The organism is Klenkia sp. AC732, from assembly GCF_979256525.1.
In genome coordinates this window covers 1-19,714 of the sequence record NZ_CEEDOS010000036.1, presented here as the reverse complement: position 1 = coordinate 19,714, position 19,714 = coordinate 1, and the positions used below count along the sequence as shown (strand labels likewise).

Annotated in this window: 16 protein-coding genes; 8 read left to right on the top strand and 8 right to left on the bottom strand. The window is 74.0% G+C overall.

The features are described from left to right. The first annotated feature begins 60 nt into the window (after window positions 1-60). From AC0IVP_RS16310 to AC0IVP_RS16290, 5 genes are all read left to right on the top strand, one after another. Window positions 61-1,764: an ABC transporter substrate-binding protein gene (locus tag AC0IVP_RS16310; protein ID WP_056294060.1), complete on the top strand. Its 1,704-nt coding sequence runs from the start codon at window positions 61-63 to the stop codon at window positions 1,762-1,764. 96 nt (window positions 1,765-1,860) lie between these two features. Then, the gene (locus tag AC0IVP_RS16305; protein ID WP_056294059.1) at window positions 1,861-2,865 is read left to right on the top strand and encodes an ABC transporter permease; all 1,005 of its coding nucleotides are present in this window, start codon (window positions 1,861-1,863) and stop codon (window positions 2,863-2,865) included. Beyond that, window positions 2,862-3,815 carry an ABC transporter permease gene (locus tag AC0IVP_RS16300; RefSeq protein WP_235564734.1) on the top strand — a complete coding sequence of 318 codons (954 nt, stop codon included), beginning with the start codon at window positions 2,862-2,864 and terminating at the stop codon, window positions 3,813-3,815. The genes AC0IVP_RS16305 and AC0IVP_RS16300 overlap by 4 nt, the downstream gene beginning before the upstream one ends. A gap of 5 nt (window positions 3,816-3,820) precedes the next feature. After that, window positions 3,821-4,861 carry an ABC transporter ATP-binding protein gene (locus AC0IVP_RS16295; RefSeq protein WP_235564733.1) on the top strand — a complete coding sequence of 347 codons (1,041 nt, stop codon included), beginning with the start codon at window positions 3,821-3,823 and terminating at the stop codon, window positions 4,859-4,861. Beyond that, entirely contained in the window at window positions 4,858-5,985 is a 1,128-nt protein-coding gene (locus tag AC0IVP_RS16290; RefSeq protein WP_056294056.1) for an ABC transporter ATP-binding protein, read from the top strand. The genes AC0IVP_RS16295 and AC0IVP_RS16290 overlap by 4 nt, the downstream gene beginning before the upstream one ends. A 26-nt stretch (window positions 5,986-6,011) precedes the next feature. Here AC0IVP_RS16290 and AC0IVP_RS16285 read toward each other — a convergent pair whose 3' ends face one another. Together AC0IVP_RS16285 and AC0IVP_RS16280 are read right to left on the bottom strand one after the other, a co-directional pair. Continuing rightward, window positions 6,012-6,605: a pyridoxamine 5'-phosphate oxidase family protein gene (locus AC0IVP_RS16285; RefSeq protein WP_056294053.1), complete on the bottom strand. Its 594-nt coding sequence runs from the start codon at window positions 6,603-6,605 to the stop codon at window positions 6,012-6,014. Further along, on the bottom strand, window positions 6,602-7,945 hold the full coding sequence (locus tag AC0IVP_RS16280) for an FAD-binding oxidoreductase (RefSeq protein ID WP_471757868.1): 1,344 nt from the start codon (window positions 7,943-7,945) through the stop codon (window positions 6,602-6,604). Before AC0IVP_RS16280 ends, AC0IVP_RS16285 begins: the two co-directional genes overlap by 4 nt. Window positions 7,946-8,040: 95 nt before the next feature. Here AC0IVP_RS16280 and AC0IVP_RS16275 point away from each other — a divergent pair, with 95 nt between their 5' ends. From AC0IVP_RS16275 to AC0IVP_RS16265, 3 genes are all read left to right on the top strand, one after another. Beyond that, complete coding sequence (locus AC0IVP_RS16275; protein WP_471757866.1) at window positions 8,041-9,000, top strand: PDR/VanB family oxidoreductase; 960 nt, start codon at window positions 8,041-8,043, stop codon at window positions 8,998-9,000. A 75-nt stretch (window positions 9,001-9,075) separates the two neighbouring features. Continuing rightward, the gene (locus AC0IVP_RS16270; protein WP_056294045.1) at window positions 9,076-11,019 is read left to right on the top strand and encodes a TPM domain-containing protein; all 1,944 of its coding nucleotides are present in this window, start codon (window positions 9,076-9,078) and stop codon (window positions 11,017-11,019) included. Between the two features lie 52 nt (window positions 11,020-11,071). Next, window positions 11,072-13,096, top strand: coding sequence for a TPM domain-containing protein (locus tag AC0IVP_RS16265; RefSeq protein ID WP_471757864.1), 2,025 nt, complete (start codon window positions 11,072-11,074; stop codon window positions 13,094-13,096). Between the two features lie 104 nt (window positions 13,097-13,200). On the opposite strand, the gene AC0IVP_RS16260 is transcribed toward AC0IVP_RS16265, so the two are convergent. The 6 genes from AC0IVP_RS16260 to AC0IVP_RS16235 form a co-directional block, all read right to left on the bottom strand. Then, a complete protein-coding gene (locus AC0IVP_RS16260) occupies window positions 13,201-14,169 on the bottom strand; it encodes a pirin family protein (protein ID WP_471757862.1) in 969 nt (322 codons plus the stop codon). A 1-nt stretch (window position 14,170) separates the two neighbouring features. Next, window positions 14,171-15,157, bottom strand: a complete 987-nt coding sequence (locus tag AC0IVP_RS16255) for a pirin family protein (protein ID WP_471757860.1) — start codon at window positions 15,155-15,157, stop codon at window positions 14,171-14,173. Window positions 15,158-15,311: 154 nt separating this feature from the next. Further along, complete coding sequence (locus tag AC0IVP_RS16250; protein WP_471757858.1) at window positions 15,312-16,706, bottom strand: GH1 family beta-glucosidase; 1,395 nt, start codon at window positions 16,704-16,706, stop codon at window positions 15,312-15,314. Between the two features lie 25 nt (window positions 16,707-16,731). Beyond that, window positions 16,732-17,823, bottom strand: a complete 1,092-nt coding sequence (locus AC0IVP_RS16245; protein WP_471757856.1) for an ABC transporter ATP-binding protein — start codon at window positions 17,821-17,823, stop codon at window positions 16,732-16,734. A 47-nt stretch (window positions 17,824-17,870) separates the two neighbouring features. After that, entirely contained in the window at window positions 17,871-18,776 is a 906-nt protein-coding gene (locus AC0IVP_RS16240; protein ID WP_471757854.1) for a carbohydrate ABC transporter permease, read from the bottom strand. Window positions 18,777-18,785: 9 nt separating this feature from the next. After that, on the bottom strand, window positions 18,786-19,714 hold a 929-nt coding region (locus tag AC0IVP_RS16235; RefSeq protein ID WP_471757852.1), incomplete at its 5' end, for a carbohydrate ABC transporter permease.

Below are 19,714 nucleotides of genomic sequence, written 5' to 3'. Positions count from 1 at the left end.
CCGGCCGATCAGGCTCCAGCTCATCCGGCCCGAACGGGCCGAGAAGGCAGGTCTTCCGCGATGCACCGTCGCCCCACCCGTGTGCTGGCCGCTTCCGCGGCCGCCCTCACCGCCCTGACCATGGCGGCTTGTGCCTCCAGCGACCGGGACGACTCCGGTTCTGCCGAGGGCGGCGAGTCCTCCGGCGGCACCTTCGTCTTCGGCGCCGCCGGCGACCCGACGATGTTCGACCCGGCGTTCGCCACCGACGGCGAGTCCTTCCGCGTCACCCGGCAGATCTACGAGGGCCTGCTCACCAACGAGCCCGGCTCCGCCGACCTGGCCCCGGCCCTCGCCGAGAGCTACGAGGCGTCCGAGGACGGCCTGACCTACACCTTCGACCTCCGCGACGACGTGACGTTCCACGACGGGACGCCCTTCAACGCCGAGGCCGTCTGCTTCAACTTCGAGCGCTGGTACAACTTCGAGGGCCTGGCGGCCAGCCCCGCCGCCTCGGAGTACTGGCAGAACAACTTCGGCGGCTTCGCCAGCACCCCCGACGTCCCCAGCCTGTACGCCGGCTGCGAGGCCACCGACGAGTTCACCGCCGAGGTCAGCACCACCCAGGTCACCAGCCGGTTCCCCGCGGTCCTGGCGCTGCCGTCCTTCGCCATGCAGAGCCCCGAGGCCCTGGAGCAGTACCAGGCCGACGAGCTGGGCGGCAACGGCGACGCACTGACCTACACCGAGTACGCCATCGAGCACCCGACCGGCACCGGGCCCTTCCGCTTCGACAGCTGGGACCAGGGCAACGGCGAGGTCCGCATCGTGGCCAACGAGGACTACTGGGGCGACGCCCCCGGCGTCGACGAGATCGTCTTCCGCTCGATCGCCGACGGCAACACCCGCCGGCAGGAGCTGCAGGCCGGCTCCATCGACGGCTACGACCTCGTCGCCCCCGCGGACTACCAGACGCTGGAGGAGGGCGGCTTCCAGGTCCTGCCCCGCGACCCGTTCAACATCCTGTACCTGGGCATGAACGGCGGCGGGGTCGAGGGCACCAGCGCCAACCCGGCCCTGCAGGACGTCCGCGTCCGGCAGGCCGTCGCGCACGCCATCGACCGGGAGACCATCGTCAACTCGCTGCTCCCCGAGGGCGCCGAGGAGGCCATCGAGTTCGTGCCGCCGGCCGTCGACGGGTGGTCCGAGGACGTCACCACCTACGACTACGACCCCGACCGGGCCCGCCAGCTGCTCACCGAGGCCGGTGCGCTGAACACCACGCTGCGCTTCTACTACCCGACCGACGTCAGCCGGCCGTACCTGCCGGACCCGGCCGCCATGTTCGAGGTCATCAGCCAGAACCTGACCGACGCCGGGTTCACCATCGAGCCCGTCTCGCTGCCGTGGAACCCGGACTACCTGGACGCCGTCCAGGCCGGTCAGGCCGACATCCACCTGCTGGGCTGGACCGGTGACTACAACGACGCCTACAACTTCATCGGCACGTTCTTCGCCGACGCCGGCGGTGGCCGGATGAAGGCGGAGTTCGGCGGCTGGGAGGCCCCCGAGGTCTTCTCGGCACTCGCCGCCGGTGACAGCGAGCCCGACATCGACGCCCGCGGCGAGCTCTACGCCGAGGCCAACGCCGCGATCATGGACTTCCTCCCGGCGGTCCCGGTCTCGCACGCCCCGAACGCCCTCGTGGTGGCCGCCGACGTCGACGGGCTGGTCCCCAGCCCGCTCTCGGCGGAGGACTTCTCCACCGTCACGATCGGCAACTGACCCACCCTCCGGCCGGTGCCCCCTCGCGGGGGTGCCGGCCGGAGGTCCGTCCGGGCCCCGCCGGCCCGGCCCCCCGACCGAGAGGCTGACCCGCGCGTGCTGCGCTTCATCGTCCGCCGGCTCCTGCAGCTGGTCCCGATCCTGCTGGGGCTGTCGGTGCTGCTCTTCGCCTGGCTCCGGGCGCTGCCCGGGGGCCCGGCCCAGGCCGCCCTCGGCGAGCGCGCCACCCCCGAGCGGGTCGCCGCCTACAACGAGGCCTTCGGGCTCAACGAGAACATCGTCGTGCAGTACCTGAAGTTCCTGGGCCGGGCGGTCCAGCTGGACTTCGGCACCTCCGCGCGCACCGGGCAGTCGGTCACCTCCGAGTTCCTGCTCCGCTTCCCCGGCACCATCGAGCTGACCCTCTTCGCGATGGCCTTCGCCATCGGCCTCGGCGTCCCGCTGGGCTACCTGGCGGCCAAGCGGCACGGCGGGTTCGTCGACAACGCCTCGGTCATCGGCTCGCTGCTCGGGGTGACGATCCCGGTGTTCTTCCTGGCCTACCTGCTCCGCCTGCTGTTCGCCGTCGAGCTGGGCTGGCTGCCCGGGTCCGGCCGGCAGGACGTGCGCATCGACGCCACGCACATCACCAACTTCTACGTCCTGGACGGCCTGCTGACCCGCGAGTGGGACGCCGCCTGGGACGCCGTCACCCACCTGGTGCTGCCCGGCATCGCCCTGGGCACCATCCCGCTGGCCATCATCGTGCGCATCACCCGCGCCGCGGTCCTCGACGTGGTGAACGAGGACTACGTCCGGACCGCCAACGCCAAGGGGCTCAGCGTCACCACCGTGCGCAACCGGCACGTGGTCCGCAACGCGCTGCTGCCGGTGTCCACCACCATCGGCCTGCAGACCGGGCTGCTGCTGTCCGGGGCGGTCCTCACCGAGACCGTCTTCGCCTTCGGCGGGGTGGGGTCGGCGCTGCGACAGGCGATCAGCGACCGCGACTACGCCCTGCTGCAGGGCTTCATCCTCATCCTGGCGGTGGTCTACGTGCTGGTGAACCTGCTGGTCGACGTCTCCTACGGGCTGCTCGACCCCCGGGTGCGTGCCCGGTGAGCGCCCCCACCCTGACCCCGGGCGGACGCCGCCGGGAGAAGATCGACGAGCTGGCCGCCCGCGCCGGGACGCTGTCGGCCGGCACCGGCGGGGAGTCCCTGCTGCGCAGCGCCGTCCGGCGGCTGCGCCGGGACCCGGTGGCCATCACCGGCGCGGTCATCGTGCTGGTGTTCCTCGTCGTCGCCGTCCTCGCCCCGTGGCTGGCCCCGCGCGACCCGTTCGCGCAGACCCTGCTGTCCGAGGTCCGGCAGGGCTCCATCCCCGGTGCCCGCGAGGGCTTCCCGCTGGGCGTGGACCAGCTGGGCCGCGACGTCCTCAGCCGGCTGGTCTACGGCTCGCGCCAGTCGCTGGTCATCGGCGTCGTCTCCACCGTGCTCGGCGCCGCCGTCGGGATGCTGCTGGGCATCCTGGCCGGCGGGCTGGGCGGCAGGGTCGACACGGTCGTCATGCGCTTCGTGGACATCCTGCTGTCCATCCCCGGCCTGCTCATGGCGATCAGCGTGTCGGTGCTCCTGGGGGCCAACCAGCTGTCGCTGATGATCGCCATCGCGGTCACCCAGGTGCCGGTCTTCGCCCGCCTGCTGCGCGGGTCGATGCTGGTCCAGCGGGACAGCGACTACGCCCTGGCCGCCCGCGCGCTCGGGGTCAAGCGCCGTACGATCGTGCTGGGCCACGTGCTGCCCAACTCGCTGTCCCCGGTGATCGTGCAGGCCACGCTGTCGCTGGCCACGGCGATCATCGAGGCCGCCGCGCTGAGCTTCCTGGGCCTGGGCGACCCCGACATCAGCCGGCCCGAGTGGGGCGCCATGCTCGCCAGCGCCCAGGCCGTGCTGTCGGTCCGTCCGGAGCTGGCCGTCTACCCGGCGCTGTGCATCATCGTGGTCGCGCTCGGCTTCACCCTGCTCGGGGAGTCGCTGCGCGAGGCCCTCGACCCCAAGTTCCGCAGGTGAGCGCCGTGAACCCCCTGACCACCCCCGTCCTCGAGGTCGAGGACCTGCGGGTCCGCTTCCAGCGCCGCGGCGAGCCCGCGACCCTCGCCGTCGACGGTGTCAGCTTCTCCGTGGCGCCCGGGGAGACCGTCGGGCTGGTCGGGGAGTCCGGCTGCGGCAAGTCCGTCACCTCGCTGGCCACGATGGGCCTGCTGCCCTCCCGCGGCGTGCAGGTGGACGGCTCGGTCCGCCTGGACGGACGCGAGCTGCTCGGCGCCGGGGACCGGACGCTGCGCAAGCTGCGCGGCAAGGACATGGCGATGGTCTTCCAGGACCCGCTGTCCTCGCTGAACCCGACGGTCACCGTCGGCCTGCAGGTGACCGAGGTGCTCGCCCAGCACCGCGGCCTCAAGGGCGAGGCGGCCAAGGCCGAGGCCGTCGACCTGCTGGACCGGGTCGGCATCCCCGACCCCCGGCGCCGGCTGGGGGAGTACCCCCACCAGCTGTCCGGCGGCATGCGCCAGCGGGCGCTGATCGCCATGGCCCTGGCCTGCTCGCCGCGGTTGCTGATCGCCGACGAGCCGACCACCGCCCTCGACGTCACCATCCAGGCCCAGATCCTCGAGCTGCTCCGCGACCTCGTGCAGGGCTCGGGGACGGCGCTGGTGATGATCACCCACGACCTGGGCGTCGTCGCGGGCCTGTGCGACCGTGTGCACGTCATGTACGCCGGCCGGATCATCGAGACCGCCGAGCGGCGCGACCTCTTCGCCCGCCCCCGGCACCCCTACACCGGCGGGCTGCTGAACTCCGTGCCCCGCCTGGACAGCGGCCGCGGGACCCCGCTGACCCCCATCCGCGGGTCCGCCCGGGACACCATCCCGTGGGCCCAGGGCTGCGCGTTCGCCCCGCGCTGCGACTCCGCCGAGGACGACTGCCTGGTGGAGGTGTCCGGCTCCGAGGTCGACCTGGTCACCGAGCCGGGCGGCCGGGAGCTGCGCTGCCGGCACCCGCTGACCCCCGCCGTCCCGACCACTTCCCCGCTGACCCCTGGAGCGACCTCGTGACCGACGCCGGACCGCTGCTGCGCGTCGAGGGGCTGCAGGTGCACTTCCCGATCAAGCGCGGGGTCTTCGTGGACCGCACCGTCGGGCACGTCAAGGCCGTCGACGGCGTCGACCTCACCATCGACCGGGGGACGACGTACGGGCTGGTCGGCGAGTCCGGGTGCGGGAAGTCGACGCTCGGGCGGGCGATCCTGCGCCTGGAGGAGCCCACCGCCGGGCAGGTCTGGTTCGACGGCGTGGACGTCGCCTCGCTCAAGCCCGAGCCGCTGCGGCACATGCGCCGGCGGATGCAGATGGTCTTCCAGGACCCGCTGGGCTCCCTGGACCCGCGCCAGGACGTCGAGTCGCTGCTGGCCGAGCCGCTGAAGGCGCACGGCCTGGGCGGGGACAAGGCCGCGATCAGCACGCGGCTGCGCGAGCTGCTGGACGCCGTCGGGCTGCCCACGGCCGCGCTGCGCCGCTACCCGCACGAGTTCTCCGGCGGCCAGCGCCAGCGCATCGGCATCGCGCGGGCCATCACCGTCGAGCCCGACCTGCTCATCGCCGACGAGCCGGTGTCGGCCCTGGACGTCTCGGTGCAGGCCCAGGTGCTCAACCTGCTGGAGGAGCTCCAGGAGCGTCTCGGCCTGACCTACCTGGTCATCGCGCACGACCTGGCCGTCGTCCGGCACATCAGCGACGTCGTCGGGGTCATGTACCTGGGCTCGCTGGTCGAGCAGGCGCCGGCGGACTCCCTCTACGAGCAGCCGCTGCACCCCTACACCCGCTCGCTGATGAGCGCCGTCCCGGTGCCCGACCCGGTGGTCGAGGACGCCCGGGAGCGGATCCTGCTCTCCGGTGACCTGCCCTCGCCGGCCGACCCGCCCTCGGGCTGCCGGTTCCACACCCGCTGCCCCTGGCGGCAGGAGACCCGCTGCGACGACGAGGTGCCGGTGCTGCGCGAGCTCGCGCCGGGCCACCTGGTCAGCTGCCACTGGGCCGAGGACGTGCGGGACGGGCGGCTGCTGCCCAAGGGCCCGGACGAGGTGGCCGCCACGCAGGGCGTGTCGGTCGCCGCGACCGGCGGCCGGGCGGCCGACGACGCGCTCGTCGGCGGGGTCGACGAGCCGATCAGCTACCTCTGAGGGGCGCCCCCTCGCCGGCGTGGGGGTCAGCCGGCGAGGGGGCGCACGCGCCAGCCCTCGGCCGTGCGGCGGTACTGCAGCCGACGGCTGGCGGTGTCGGCGTCGCTGACCCAGAAGGTCAGCTCCCGGGGCACCAGGCGCCAGCCGGTCCAGCCCTCGGGCGCACCCGCCGCGGGCTCGCCCGCCGCCCAGCGGGCCACCCGCTCGGCCCGGGGGAGGGCGGCCAGGGCGTCGTCGTTGAGCCAGGCGAGCCGGCGCAGGTAGGGGGAGCGGGCCGTGTACGCCGCGGCCAGCTCGCCCGGTGAGCAGCGGACGACGTCCCCACGGACGACGAGCTGGCGGCTGAACGCGGGTGCGAAGACCACCGTCATCGCCGCCCGCGGGACCGCGGCCAGCTCGTGGGCCTTGGCGCTGGACGCCGACGTGTGGAAGGCGAACCCGGTCCGGTCGACCGCCGACAGCAGCACGGTGCGGGCGTTCGGCCACCCGTCCAGGCCCTGCGTGGACAGCGTGACCTGCGGCCGGTCGGGGTCGTCGTCGGCGGGCAGCCAGGAGACGGCGAGCGCGACCGGGTCGGCGGGCGGTGCGGTGTCGGCGTGGACCTCGGCCCCGAGCGTCACCGGATGATCGCGCCCTTGGTGGGGCCGGCGTAGTCGGGGTTGAGCTTGCCCGGGTTGAGCAGGCCGTCGGGGTCGGTGCGCCGGGCCACCTCGACGGTGCGGGCCAGCTGGAAGTCCACGTTCCACTGGTGCGGGTCGTGCACGCCCACGCCCAGCTCGCCCAGCGCCGCGATCCCGGCGTACACCTGCTCGGGGCTCTGGTAGACCCCGGCGAGCATCCCGATCGGCGTGGTGTGCCCGGCCTCGATGTGCAGCAGACCGCCCTCGAAGACGGCCTCGACCTCCCCCAGCCGGTCGACCAGGGCATCGCCGCCCACCTCGAGGTGGAAGTACACGCCGGGTGCGGACTTCTGCAGCCACTCGATGGGGTGGTTGTAGCTCAGCATCGAGATCGTCAGCGCGGTCTGGGCGCCCTCCCGGACGTCCTCGACCCGGCCGCCGGCGGCCTCCACGATCGCGGTGACCTCCTCGACGGTGGCCAGGTCGGCGATCACCCGCAGGCTCGCGCGGCCGGGCACGAACGCCGGGTCCTCCGGCAGTGCGGCGGTGATCACCGGACCGTCGGCGGAGGCCAGCCGGGGGAGCGGGTCCAGCCTGCCCAGCGGCCGGACGACGGAGAACGCCGACGCGGCGTCGGGGAAGCTGGCGTAGACCCCGCGCCACTCCTGCAGCGGCTCGAGCCGGACGGTGGCCCGGGCGATGACGCCGGCGGTGCCGTAGTTGTGCACGTACAGGTCGGCCTCGGCGTCCTCGACGTGGACCAGCTCGGCGGACCCGGTGGCGTGCACGACGTCGAGGGCCTGCACGAAGCCCATGTGGTTGGCCCCGTGCGCGATGCTGCCCGTGCCGCCGGACCCGCCGGCCAGGAACCCCCCGATCGAGGACTGCGCGGTCGAGGGGTACATCCACAGCTGCTGGCCGGTGGCGTGCGCGGCACGCTCCAGGGCGACCATCGGGGCGCCGGCCTCGGCGGTGACCCAGCCCTCGCCGACCTCGACGACCGCGCGGGCGCGGGACACGTCGAGGACCAGGCCACCGGGCATCGGGATGGCCTGGCCGTAGTTGCCGGTGCCCTTGCCGCGCGGGGTCACCCCCACCCCGTGCCGGACGGCGGCCGCCACGGCCAGCCCGATCTCCTCGGCGGTGGTCGGGAAGGCGACCAGGTCCGCGACGCCCAGCGGCAGCTGCTCGGCGATGATCGGGGACATCCGGCTGCCGTCCACCGAGGCCCGTTCCCGGACCCGCAGCTCGCTGCTGACGTTCTTCTCCCCGAGCAGCTCGACGAGCTCGGACTCCAGGGCGGCGACAGCGGTGGGGGCAGCGGCAGGCGGGGCGCTCATGCCGGCGATCGTCGCTGCCCCGCGTTGCGCCCGTGTGACGACCGGGGCACGGCGTCGTCACCCCGTCGGAACACGCGCGCGGCACCCTGCCGGGCGTGAGCTTCTTCAGCGACGTGGAGCGCGACCTCGTCGTCGCCGGGCGGACCGTGCTGGCCGACGGGGTGCTGGCCGTGGACCTCGTCTCGCACAACGGACGGGACCTGCCGGCCTGGACGCCGGGGTCGCACCTGGACCTGCTGCTGGGCCCCGGCCTGGAACGGCAGTACTCGCTGTGCGGCGACCTGGCCGACCGCACCCGCTGGCGGGTCGCCGTGCTGCGCGAGGACGCCGGCCGGGGCGGGTCGGTCGCCGTCCACGAGCGGGTCGAGGTCGGGCAGCGGCTGCGGGTGCGCGGCCCGCGCAACCACTTCCCGTTCGACCCGGCCGCCGGCGCCCGGCACCACCTGGTCGCCGGGGGCATCGGGATCACCCCGCTGCGGTCGATGGCGGCCGCCGCCGAGGAGGCCGGCGCGGACTGGACCCTGGACTACGCCGGTCGCTCCCGGTCGACGATGGCCTTCGCCGACGAGCTCGCTGCCGCCCACCCGGGACGGGTGCGGGTGCTGGCCGCCGACGAGGGGGGCCGCCTGGACGTCGGCTCGCTGGCCGCACTGTCGGCGGGGGCCCAGGTGCACGTCTGCGGCCCGGCCCGGCTCATCGACGCCGTCGTCGAGGCCGGCGCCGCGCTCGGGCTGACGGTGCACGCCGAGCGCTTCGAGGCCGTGGAGTTCGGCGCCCCCGTGTGGGACGGGCCCTTCGAGGTGGAACTGGCGCTGTCCGGCACGACCGTCACCGTCGAGCCGGGGCAGACCGTGCTCGAGGCGGTGGAGGCCGAGGACGTGCTGGTGCTGAGCTCATGCCGCGAGGGCACCTGCGGCACCTGCGAGACCCCGGTCCTGGAGGGCGACGTCGAGCACCGGGACTCGATCCTCAGCGACGGCGAGCGGGCCTCGAACACGGTGATGATGGTCTGCGTCTCCCGCGCCGCCGGACCCCGGCTGGTGCTCGACCTCTGAGCCGGGGCCGTGGAGCGCGGACCCAGGGCGTGGGGGTCCCGCCCCTCGGCCCCCGGGTGGGACACCATGTGCGGCATGTCGCGCCCGTCCGCCCTGCTCACCCGCACGCTCGCCGTGCTCGGCCTGGTCGCCGCCCCGCTGCTGCTGGCCGCTCCGGCGTCCGCGGAGGAGCCCTCCCGGCTGGCCGGCCAGCTCACCGACGACGCCGGCGTCCTGGACGACGAGGGCCGCCAGCAGGTCGAGGAGGCGCTGCAGCGGCTGCAGGACGAGGACGGCACGCAGCTCTTCGTCACCTTCGTGGCCACCTTCGACGGACTGAGCGGCCCGGACTGGGCCGCCGAGACCGCGGAGCTGTCCGGGCTGGGCACCAGCGACGTGCTCTTCGCCGTCGCGGTCGAGGACCGGTCCTACGGCGTCGACGTGCCCGAGGGGTTCCGGCTGGACGCCGGCCAGGTCGACGACCTGGTGCTCAGCGACGTCGAGCCCCCGCTCGGCGACGACGACTGGGCCGGTGCGGCCACCGCCTTCGCCGACGGGCTCGTCCCCGGGTCCGTGCCGTGGGGCCTGCTCGGCGCGGGCGCCGGGGTGCTGGCCGTGGGTGGAGGCGGGTACGCGCTGGTCAAGCGCCGCCGGGATGCCGCTGCCGAGGCCGAGCGGGTGCGCGCGGCCGGCCCGTTCCCGGACGAGAGCACCGAGCAGCTCACCGCCCGCGCCAGCGAGGGGCTGCTGGCCGTCGACGAGGCACTGCGCACCTCCCAGCTGGACCTGGACTACGCCAAGCTGCAGTACGGCGAGGCCGGCGTCGCCCCGTTCGCGGGCACCGTCGCGACCGCCCGCCAGGAGATGCAGCAGGCCTTCACGATCCGCCAGCAGCTCGACGACGAGGTCCCCGAGGACGACCCGACCCAGCGCCGGATGCTCGCCGACCTGCTCGGCCTGGTGAAGTCCGCCGACGACCGGCTCGACGCCCAGGCCGCCGAGTTCGCCCAGCTGCGCGACCTGGAGGCGAACGCCCCCCAGGTCCTCGACGGCCTCGCGCCCCGGGTCACCGCGCTCACCGGTCGGCTGCCCGCCGAGGAGCAGAAGGTCGAGCAGCTGCGCCGGCGGTGGGCGCCCAGCGCCGTCGCCCCGGTCGACCAGGCGGTCCCGCAGGCGCGTGAGCAGCTGGCCTCCGCCGAGCACGCGGTCACCGCGGCCCGGGCCGAGCTCGCCGCCGGGCGCACCGGCGGGGCCGTGCCGTACCTGCGCACCGCCGAGGCCGCGCTGTCCGGGACCCAGGCCACCCTGGACTCGGTCGGTGCCCGGGCCCAGGAGCTGGAGACCGCAGCCACGACCGTGCCCGCCGCCCGCGCCGAGGTGCAGGCCGGCATCACCGCAGCCCGGTCCGTCGACCCCACCGACGCCGCCGCGGTCGCCGGCCCGGTCGCGCAGGCCCAGGAGGCGCTGACCGTCGCCGACCAGCTGGCCGGCGGCACGGCACCCGACCCGATCGCCGCGCTGTCCCGGCTGGACGCCGCCGACGACGCACTGGACACCGCCCTCGCCGGGGCCCAGCAGGCGGCCACCGCCCGCCGGGACGCCGCTGCCCGCGCCGAGCGCGCGGTGACCACCGCCCGCAGCGCGGTGAACGCCGCCGCCCTCGCCGTGTCCTCGGGGCGGGACGTCGCCAGCACCGTGCCGCGCACCCGGCTCAGCGAGGCCGAGCGGCACCTGGCCGCGGCCGAGGCCGCCCTGCTGGCCGACCCGGCCACCGCACTGCGCGAGGCCACCGAGGCCAACTCGCTGGCCGACACCGTGCAGAGCTCCATCAGCGACGCCCGCCGGGACCGGGAACGGCAGTCCTCCTCCTACTCCGGGGGGTTCTTCGGTGGCAGCGGGGGTGGCTGGTCCAGCGGTGGGTCGTTCGGCTCCTCGGGCCGGTCCGGCCGCTCGTCGTCGTCCGGGCGGTCCTCGTCGTCGGGCCGACGGAGTTCCGGCGGCAGCTCCGGCGGCCGGCGCAGCAGCGGTGGCCGCTTCTGAGCGGTCCCTCCGAGGCGCCGCGGCACACAGCGGAGTGGGGGACCATGGGGTCATGCGACCCCTCTCCCGACTCCTCGCCGGGACCGCCGTCGGCCTGACCGTCCTGCTCGCCGGTGCCGGTGCGGCGTCCGCGGAGGAGCCGTTGCAGCTGACCGAACAGCTCACGGACTCGGCGGACGTGTTGTCGAGTTCGCAGGAGAGCTCGGTCAGCGATGCCATCAGTGCCCTGCAGCAGGACGGCACCACGTTGTACGTGGCGTACGTGGACGACTTTGGTGATCTGACACCTGCAGAGTGGGCTGAGCAGACCTTCCAGGAGTCTGGCCTGGGCGGCAACGACCTCCTCTTCGCCGCCTCGGTCGGCGACGACAACTACCGCGTCTGGGCCGGCAGCGACCCTGGGGTGACTGCCTCTCAGGTCCAGGACGTGCTCGCCTCGGACGTGGAGCCGTTGCTCACGCAGGACGACTACGCGGGGGCTGCGACGGCCCTGGCCGAGGGGTTGCAGCCAGGTGACGGGGGCGCGATCGCTCTCGGTGGGCTCGTCGGTGTCGCCGTCGTGGGCGCTGGCGGGTACGCCCTGCTGCGCAACCGACGCAAGAAGAAGGCCGCCGCCGCCTCGGCCCAGGTCCGCCGGGAGAAGGAGGAGGCCGAGGCCGCCGCCCGCGACCCGCACCACGGCACCCCCACCCAGCAGCTGACGTTCCGGGCCAGCGAGGAGCTGCTCGGCCTGGACGAGGCGGTCAAGACCTCCGAGCTGGACCTGGCCTACGCCCGGTCGCAGTACGGCGACGGCCCGGTGGCCGGCTTCGGCGAGGCACTCGCGGAGTCCAAGGCCGAGCTCTCCCGGGCGTTCACCATCCGCCAGGAGCTCGACGACGACATCCCGGAGGACGAGCCCACCCAGCGGCGGATGCTCACCGAGCTGCTGGAGCTCACCGCGTCCGCCCGGGGCCGGCTGCAGGGCCAGCGCGAGGCCTACGCCGAGCTGCGGCACCTGGCCGACTCCGCGCCCGAGGCACTGGAGGCACTGACCCCGGTGGCGCAGCGGCTGCGCGACCGGCTGCCCGACGGCGACCGGACCCTGGTCTGGCTGTCGGAGCGGTACGCGCGGTCGGCCTGGGCCCCGGTCGCGGACAACGTGGACGAGGCGCGGGCCCGGATCGACCGGGCCGAGCAGCTGGTGGTCGCCGGCCGGGCCGAGATCGAGGCCGGTCGACCCAACGGTGCGGTGCCCGCCGTCCGGGCGGGCGAGGACTCCCTCTCCGAGGCCGGCACGCTGCTGGACGCCGTGGACCGCACGGTCGCCGACCTGCGGGACGCCCCTGGCCACTTCGAGGCCGTGCGGGCCGAGACCGAGCGCGACATCGCCGAGGCGCACGCCATGCTCAGTCGGGGCGTGGACACCCCGGGGCTGCGCGAGCAGCTGGCCCGCGCCGAGGCGGCGCTGGCCGGGACGGTCGGCCAGTTGCAGCCGGCCGACGGCTCGCTGCCCGACCCACTGGCGGTGACCCGCCGCCTCGACGAGGCCGACCTCGCCCTGGAGGCGGCGCTGGAGCCCGCGCGCGACCTGCGTCAGCAGCAGGAGCGGGCCACCGCCCACCTGCAGCAGGCCATCCGGGCGGCGGATGCCTCGGTCGCCTCGGCCGGGGACTTCATCACCACCCGCCGCGGTGCGGTGGGCAGCTCGGCGCGCACCCGGCTCGCCGAGGCGGAGCGGTACCTCGACGAGGCGTCGCGCACCGGGTCGACCGACCCCATCGCGGCGCTGCGCGCGGCCCAGCGCGCCGACGCACTGGCCCAGCAGGCCATGCAGGCCGCCCAGCAGGACGTGGCGCAGTACCAGGACGGCGGCTACGGCGGCGGGTACGGCCAGGGCTACGGCCGCGGCGGGTACGGCCGGGGCTACGGGGGCAGCGGCTTCGGCGGCGGGCTGGCCGGCGGCCTGCTCGGCGGGCTGCTCATCGGCGGTCTCGGCGGAGGCAACGGAGGCGGTTTCGGGGACGGCGGCGGTGGAGGGGACTTCGGCGGCGGAGACTTCGGGGGTGGCGGCGACTTCGGCGGCGGCGGCTTCTAGCCACCCCAGATCGCCCCAGCCCCCGGCATGGGAAGCTCTACACCTCCTCGCGCGCCCGATGGGGGGTGTAGAGCTTCCTTTGCCGGAGCAGGAGCGGCCGCGGGTCAGCGCTCGCGGCCGCGGGCCTTGAGCGGTACCGGGGGCATCGGCGGGGCGCCGGTGCGCTCGCCGTCCTCGAAGCCGTCGACGTGGCCGAACCGCTCGCCGGACTCCCACTGCTCGCGGAACCCGGCGACCTCGTCGCCGCTGCGGCCGACGAAGTTCCACCACATGACGATCTGCTCCTCGAAGGGCTCCCCGCCCAGGAGCAGCAGCCGGCTGGGCTGCTCGGCGCGGACCCGCACGGTGCTGCGGCCGGTGCCCAGGTAGAGCATCGAGCCGTGCGCCACCGGGGCGCCCTCGACGACGGAGTCACCGGAGGACGCCAGCACGGCGTGCTCGAAGCCGGGCTCCAGCGGCAGCTCGACGTCCGCCCCGGCCGCCAGGGCCAGGTCCACGCCGACCAGCGGGGAGTACGCGGTGCCCGGCGAGGTGGCCCCGCCCAGCGAGCCCATCAGCACGGTCGCCGTCACCCCGTCGGAGACGAAGCCGGGCAACGTGGCGTGGTGCTCGAAGGCGGGGGCGACGTCCCGGACGCCGTCGGGCAGCGCGACCCACAGCTGAGCCCCGTGCAGCAGTCCCGGGCGGGCGACGGGGGACTGCTCGCTGTGGCTGATCGCCCGCCCGGCGGTCATCAGCGCCAGCTCGCCGGCACCGAAGAGCACGTCGCTGCCCAGGGAGTCCCTGTGGTGCACGGTGCCCTCGATCAACCAGGACACCGTCTGCAGCCCGGTGTGCGGGTGCGGCAGGACCTGCATGCCGTCGGTGCCGGCGACGTCGTCGGGACCGTAGTGGTCGACGAACGCCCAGGCGCCGACCATCCGGCGGCCCAGCGTCGGCAGCAGCCGGCGGACCTGCATGCGCTCGCCGAGGGTGACGGTCTTGCCGGGGAGCAGGTCCAGGGCCGGGCGGGGTGCGACGCCCCCGAGCCCGCCCAGCACGTGGGTGTCCGGACGGGGCTCGAGGTCGCTCACGTCAGTCAGCTTGCCCACGCACGCCCGCGTGCGCGACGTGTTGTGCCGGGATGGAGCCGAGCCGGCCGCCCTGCCAGTCGGTGAAGGCGTCCCGGACCTCCTCGCGGGTGTTCATCACGAACGGCCCGTACATGGCGATGGGCTCGCGGATCGGGCGGCCGCCCAGGACGACGACGTCCAGCGACGGCGTGCGGCTGTCCTGGTTCAGGGCGCCCTTGACGGTGACGGTGTCTCCGGGCCCGAAGACGGCGAGCTGGCCGCCGGTGACCGGCTGGTCGCCGGCGCCCACGGTGCCGTTGCCGCTCAGCACGTAGACCAGGGCGTTGAAGTCCGGCTCCCACGGCAGGTCCAGGGTGGCGCCGGGGGCGATGGTGGCGTGCACCATGGCCATCGGGGTGTACGTCGTCCCCGGGCCGGCGTGGCCGCCGACGTCCCCGGCGATGACGCGGAGGAACGCCCCGGCGTCCGGGCTGGCCAGCAGCACCGACTGGTCGGCGCGCAGGTCCTGGTAGCGGGGCTCGACCCACTTCTGCGCCTTGGGCAGGTTCACCCACAGCTGCAGGCCGTGGAAGAGGCCGCCGGAGAGCACCAGGGACTCCGGGGGCCTCTCGATGTGCAGGACGCCGCCGCCGGCGGTCATCCACTGGGTGTCGCCGTTGGTGATCGACCCGCCGCCGCCGTGGCTGTCGGCGTGCTCGAAGGTGCCGTCGATGATGTAGGTGACGGTCTCGAAGCCGCGGTGCGGGTGCCAGGAGGTGCCCTTGGGCTCACCCGGGGCGTACTCGACCTCGCCCATCTGGTCCATGTGGATGAAGGGGTCCAGGTCGCGCAGGTCGACGCCGGCGAAGGCGCGGCGGACCGGGAAGCCCTCGCCCTCGAAGCCGCGCGGGGCGGTGGTGACCGAGCGGACGCGGCGCCGCACGGTGCCGGGCGCGGGCACCGGGACCCGGGCCAGCGTGGTGGTGTCCTCGACGGTGACGGCGGGCATCCCGACCTCCAGGTTGCTAGTTGAGTGCTCAACTGCTTGTGAGGACCCTAACCCGCGCCCACCCGGATGTCTTCCCCCGCCCGCGGTGGCATGGGATCCCCCGCACATGGCAGGAGCGGCCTTCTGTATGCGGGGGATCCCATGCCGGGGCGGGTCAGCCGGCGGCGTGGCGGCGGATCACCTCCGCGTAGGCCAGCGCGCTGTCCTTCGGCGTCCGGACCTGGGTGTCGTAGTCCACGTGCACGATGCCGAAGCGCTGGTCGTAGCCGCGGGCCCACTCGTAGTTGTCCAGCAGCGACCAGGCGAAGTAGCCACGGACGTCGGCCCCGAGCTCGATGGCGTCGGTGACCGCGGCCAGGTGGTCCATCAGGTACCGGACCCGCTGCGGGTCGTGCACGGCGCCGTCGGGGGAGACCTCGTCCGGCCAGGCCGAGCCGTTCTCGGTGATCACCAGCGGCAGGCCCGGTGCGGTGTCCCGCAGTCGCAGCAGCAGGTCGGTGAAGGCGTGCGGGGTGACGCCCCAGCCCATCGTCGTGGTCGGCCCGGTCGGCGGGTCCTCCTCGACCCGCTCGCCACCGATGAAGGAGCTCGCCTTGCCGGTGGGCTCCTCGGTCGCCCGGACGACGGACCCGAAGTAGAAGTTGACGCCCAGCCAGTCCAGCGGGGTGGCGATCAGCTCCAGGTCGCCGTCCTCGATCGGCAGCGGGGCGCCGGCGGCAGCCAGGTCCTCGGCGACGTCGGCCGGGTACTCGCCGGTGACGACCGGGACCAGGAACATCCGGTTCTGCTGACCATCGAGGCGGCGGGCGGCGTCGACGTCGGCGGGGGAGTCGCTGGCCGGCGTCATCGGGGTGAAGTTCAGGGTCAGCCCGCAGGAGTCCGCCCCGCGCTCGCGCAGCACCCGGGTGGCCAGGCCGTGGCCCAGCAGCAGGTGGTGGGTGGCCCGTGAGGCCTCGACGGCGTCCCGGTGCCCGGGTGCGTGCTGGCCGGCCATGTGCCCCAGCAGCGCGCTGCACATCGGCTCGTTGAGCGTGGACCAGTGCGACACCCGGTCCCCGAGCCCGTCGTAGAGGACCCCGGCGTAGTCGGCGAAGCGCTCGGCGGTGTCCCGGGAGGTCCAGCCGCCCTGGTCCTGCAGGGCCTGCGGCAGGTCCCAGTGGTACAGCGTCAGCCACGGGTCGACGCCGGCCTCCAGCAGCTCGTCGACCAGCCGGCGGTAGAAGTCCAGGCCGCGCTGCTCGACCCGGCCGGCACCCTCGGGCAGCACCCGGGACCAGGAGACGGAGAACCGGTAGGCCGCCAGGCCCAGGTCGGCCATCAGCGCGACGTCCTCGCGGTAGCGGGCGTGGTGCTCGACGGCGACGTCCCCGGTGTGGCCGAGGTGGGTCTTGCCGGGGGTGTGGCTGAAGGTGTCCCAGATCGAGGGGCCCCGGCCGTCGACGTCGACGGCCCCCTCGATCTGGTAGGCGGCGGTGGCGGCGCCGAAGACGAAGCCGGGCGGGAAGACCAGCCCGGTGGCGGTGGTCTCGCGGGTGTCGGTGGTGGTCACGCGGGTCTCCAGGTGGGGTGGCGCGTCAGTCGACGCGGGTGCCGGTGGTGGGGTCGAAGACGTGCACGGCGTCGGGCCGGGTCAGCACCCGGACGGTCGAGCCGACGGCCGGGGCCTCCCGGCTCGCGGTGCGCAGGACGACGTCGTCGACGTGCAGCGGGCTGTCGTCGGAGCCGGCGAGGCGGCCGTGCACGTAGGCGTCGGAGCCCAGCTGCTCGACGAGGGTGACGACGACGGGCAGGCCCTCGTCGCCCAGCACGAGGGACTCCGGCCGGAAGCCCACGGTGACCTGGCCGTTGCCGGCGGCGGCCCGGTCCAGCTGGGTGCGGGGCACCGGCAGGACGGCGTCGCCGACCCGGACCCCGCCCTCGACGGCGTCCCCGGTGACCAGGTTCATCGCGGGGGAGCCGATGAAGCCGGCGACGAAGACGTTGACCGGCCGGTCGTAGAGCTCCCCGGGCGGGGCGCACTGCTGCAGCACGCCGTCCTTGAGGACGGCGACCCGGTCGCCCATCGTCATGGCCTCGACCTGGTCGTGGGTGACGTAGACCGTGGTGGTGCCCAGCCGCTTCTGCAGCGCGGCGATCTGGGTGCGGGTCTGCACGCGGAGCTTGGCGTCCAGGTTGGACAGCGGCTCGTCCATCAGGAAGACCTGCGGGGACCGGACGATGGCCCGGCCCATCGCGACGCGCTGCCGCTGGCCGCCCGAGAGTGCCTTGGGCCGGCGCTCGAGGTGGTCGGTGAGGTCCAGGATGCCGGCGGCCTCGCGGACCCGGGTGCCGATCTCGGCCTTGCCGACGCCGGCGAGCTTCAGGGCGAAGCCCATGTTCTCGGCGACGGTCATGTGCGGGTAGAGCGCGTAGTTCTGGAAGACCATCGCGATGTCGCGGTCCTTGGGCGGGGAGTCGGTGACGTCCCGGTCGCCGATGAGGACGGAGCCGGAGTCGACCTCCTCCAGGCCGGCGAGCATGCGCAGCGAGGTGGACTTCCCGCACCCGGAGGGGCCGACCAGGACCAGGAACTCGCCGTCGGCGATGTCCAGGTCCAGGGCGTCCACGGCGGGGCGGCCGGTGGCGGTGTACCGGCGGGTGGCGGCGGCGAAGGAGACGGTGGCCACGGGTCAGCTCTCTGTGGGGGAGGGGGTGGGGGTGGTTCGGACCGGTGTCATCCCTTGACCGCGCCCTGCATGATCCCGCCGACGATCTGCTTGCCGAGGACGGCGAAGACGATGAGGACGGGCAGGGTGCCGAGGATGGTGCCGGCCATGATCACGGCCCGCTGGGGCACGTAGCCCGAGCCCAGGCCGGCCAGGGCGACCTGCACGGTGGGGTTGGCCTGGGTGAGGGCGATGATCGGCCAGAAGAACTCGTTCCAGGCGGTCAGGAAGGTCAGCATCGCCAGCACGGCCATCGCCGGGCGGGCCACCGGGACGACGATCGACCAGAAGATGCGGTGGGTGGAGGCGCCGTCGACGCGGCCTGCCTCCAGCAGCTCGTCGGGCAGCGCCGAGGTCAGGAACTGGCGCATGAAGAAGACGCCGAACGCGCTGACCAGGGTGGGCAGGACGACCGCCTGCAGCTGGTTCACCCACTGCAGGTCCGCGATCATCATGAACAGCGGGATCACCGCGAGCTGGGTGGGCACCATCATCGTGCCGATCACCAGCGACAGCAGCAGTCCCTTGCCGCGGAAGCGCAGCTTGGCGAAGGCGAACCCGGCCAGCGTGCAGAAGAGCACCGTGCCGATCGTGATGCTGCCGGCGACGAGCACCGAGTTCAGGATCGCCTTGCCGATCGGTGCCTGCTCCAGGGCCAGCCCGAAGTTGGTGAACAGGTCGGCGTCGGGCAGGAACGGCGGCGGGGTCGCCGCGATCTCGGCGTTGGTGTGCGAGCCGGCGACGAGGGTCCAGTAGAGCGGGAAGACCGAGACCAGCGCGGTCAGGGTCAGCAGCACGTAGGTCACCGGGCCGGCCTTGCCGGACTTGGTGCCCCGGCCGCCGCGGCGGTCGGTGGGCCGGTCGACCGGCTGGACCGAGGTGGTCTCGGTCCCGGGGAGTGCGAGGGTCGCCATGCCGGTCTCCTACCGGTCGGCCCGGGCGCGGAGGCGGCCGACGACGGCGTTGGCCCCCACGACCAGGAGGATGATCAGGAACATGGCCCAGGCGGTCGTCGCGGCCTGGCCGATGTGGAAGTTGGTCCAGCCCTGCTGGTACATCAGCAGGCCGAGGGTCTGGTACTGGCCCGAGGACCCGCCCGACGTCGTCCCGTTGCCGGCGAAGAGCAGCGGCTCACCGAACAGCTGGACCGCACCGATGGTCGACACGACGATCGTGAAGAGGATCGTGGGCCGCAGCGACGGGATCGTGACGTGCAGGAACTGCTTCCACCGGCTGGCGCCGTCGATCTCGGCGGCCTCGTAGAGCTCGCCGGGGATGGACTGCATCGCGGCCAGGTAGATCAGCGCGTTGTAGCCGGTCCAGCGCCAGGTCACGATCACCGCGATGGCGATCTGGCTGGTCCAGGTGCCGGCCTCCCAGTCGACCCGGTCCAGGCCGACGGCCTCCAGCGCGGTGTTGATCAGGCCGTAGTCGCGGCCGAAGAGCTGGGCGAAGACCAGCGTGGCCGCAGCGATCGACGTCGCGTAGGGCATCAGCATCACGGTGCGGAAGAAGGTCCGGCCGCGGAGCTTGTAGTTGAGCAGGTGGGCCAGGCCCAGGGCCATGCACAGCTGGGGGACCGTGCCCAGGATGCCGATGGTCAGGGTGTTGCGGGCGGCGTTCCAGAAGAACTCGCTCTGCAGCAGGTTGCGGTAGTTCTCCAGCCCCACGAAGGTGCCGCCGTCGATGTCGGACAGGCTCGTGCGGTGCAGGGACACCCACGCGGTGTAGAGGAACGGGTAGAGGCTGAAGGCCGCGAAGACCAGGAAGAACGGGGCCACGTAGGCGTAGCCCCAGCGGTTGCGCGTGAGCGTGGTCCGGCGGCGGGCCGGCGGTGCGTCGGGGGTGGGCG

Coding starts and splice junctions, on each gene's coding strand:
- AC0IVP_RS16310 (WP_056294060.1), top strand. CDS start 61: ATGCACCGTCGCCCCACCCGTGTGCTGGCCGCTTCCGCGGCCGCCCTC.
- AC0IVP_RS16280 (WP_471757868.1), bottom strand. CDS start 7,945: ATGAGCGCCCCGCCTGCCGCTGCCCCCACCGCTGTCGCCGCCCTGGAG.
- AC0IVP_RS16270 (WP_056294045.1), top strand. CDS start 9,076: ATGTCGCGCCCGTCCGCCCTGCTCACCCGCACGCTCGCCGTGCTCGGC.
- AC0IVP_RS16265 (WP_471757864.1), top strand. CDS start 11,072: ATGCGACCCCTCTCCCGACTCCTCGCCGGGACCGCCGTCGGCCTGACC.
- AC0IVP_RS16255 (WP_471757860.1), bottom strand. CDS start 15,157: ATGCCCGCCGTCACCGTCGAGGACACCACCACGCTGGCCCGGGTCCCG.
- AC0IVP_RS16240 (WP_471757854.1), bottom strand. CDS start 18,776: ATGGCGACCCTCGCACTCCCCGGGACCGAGACCACCTCGGTCCAGCCG.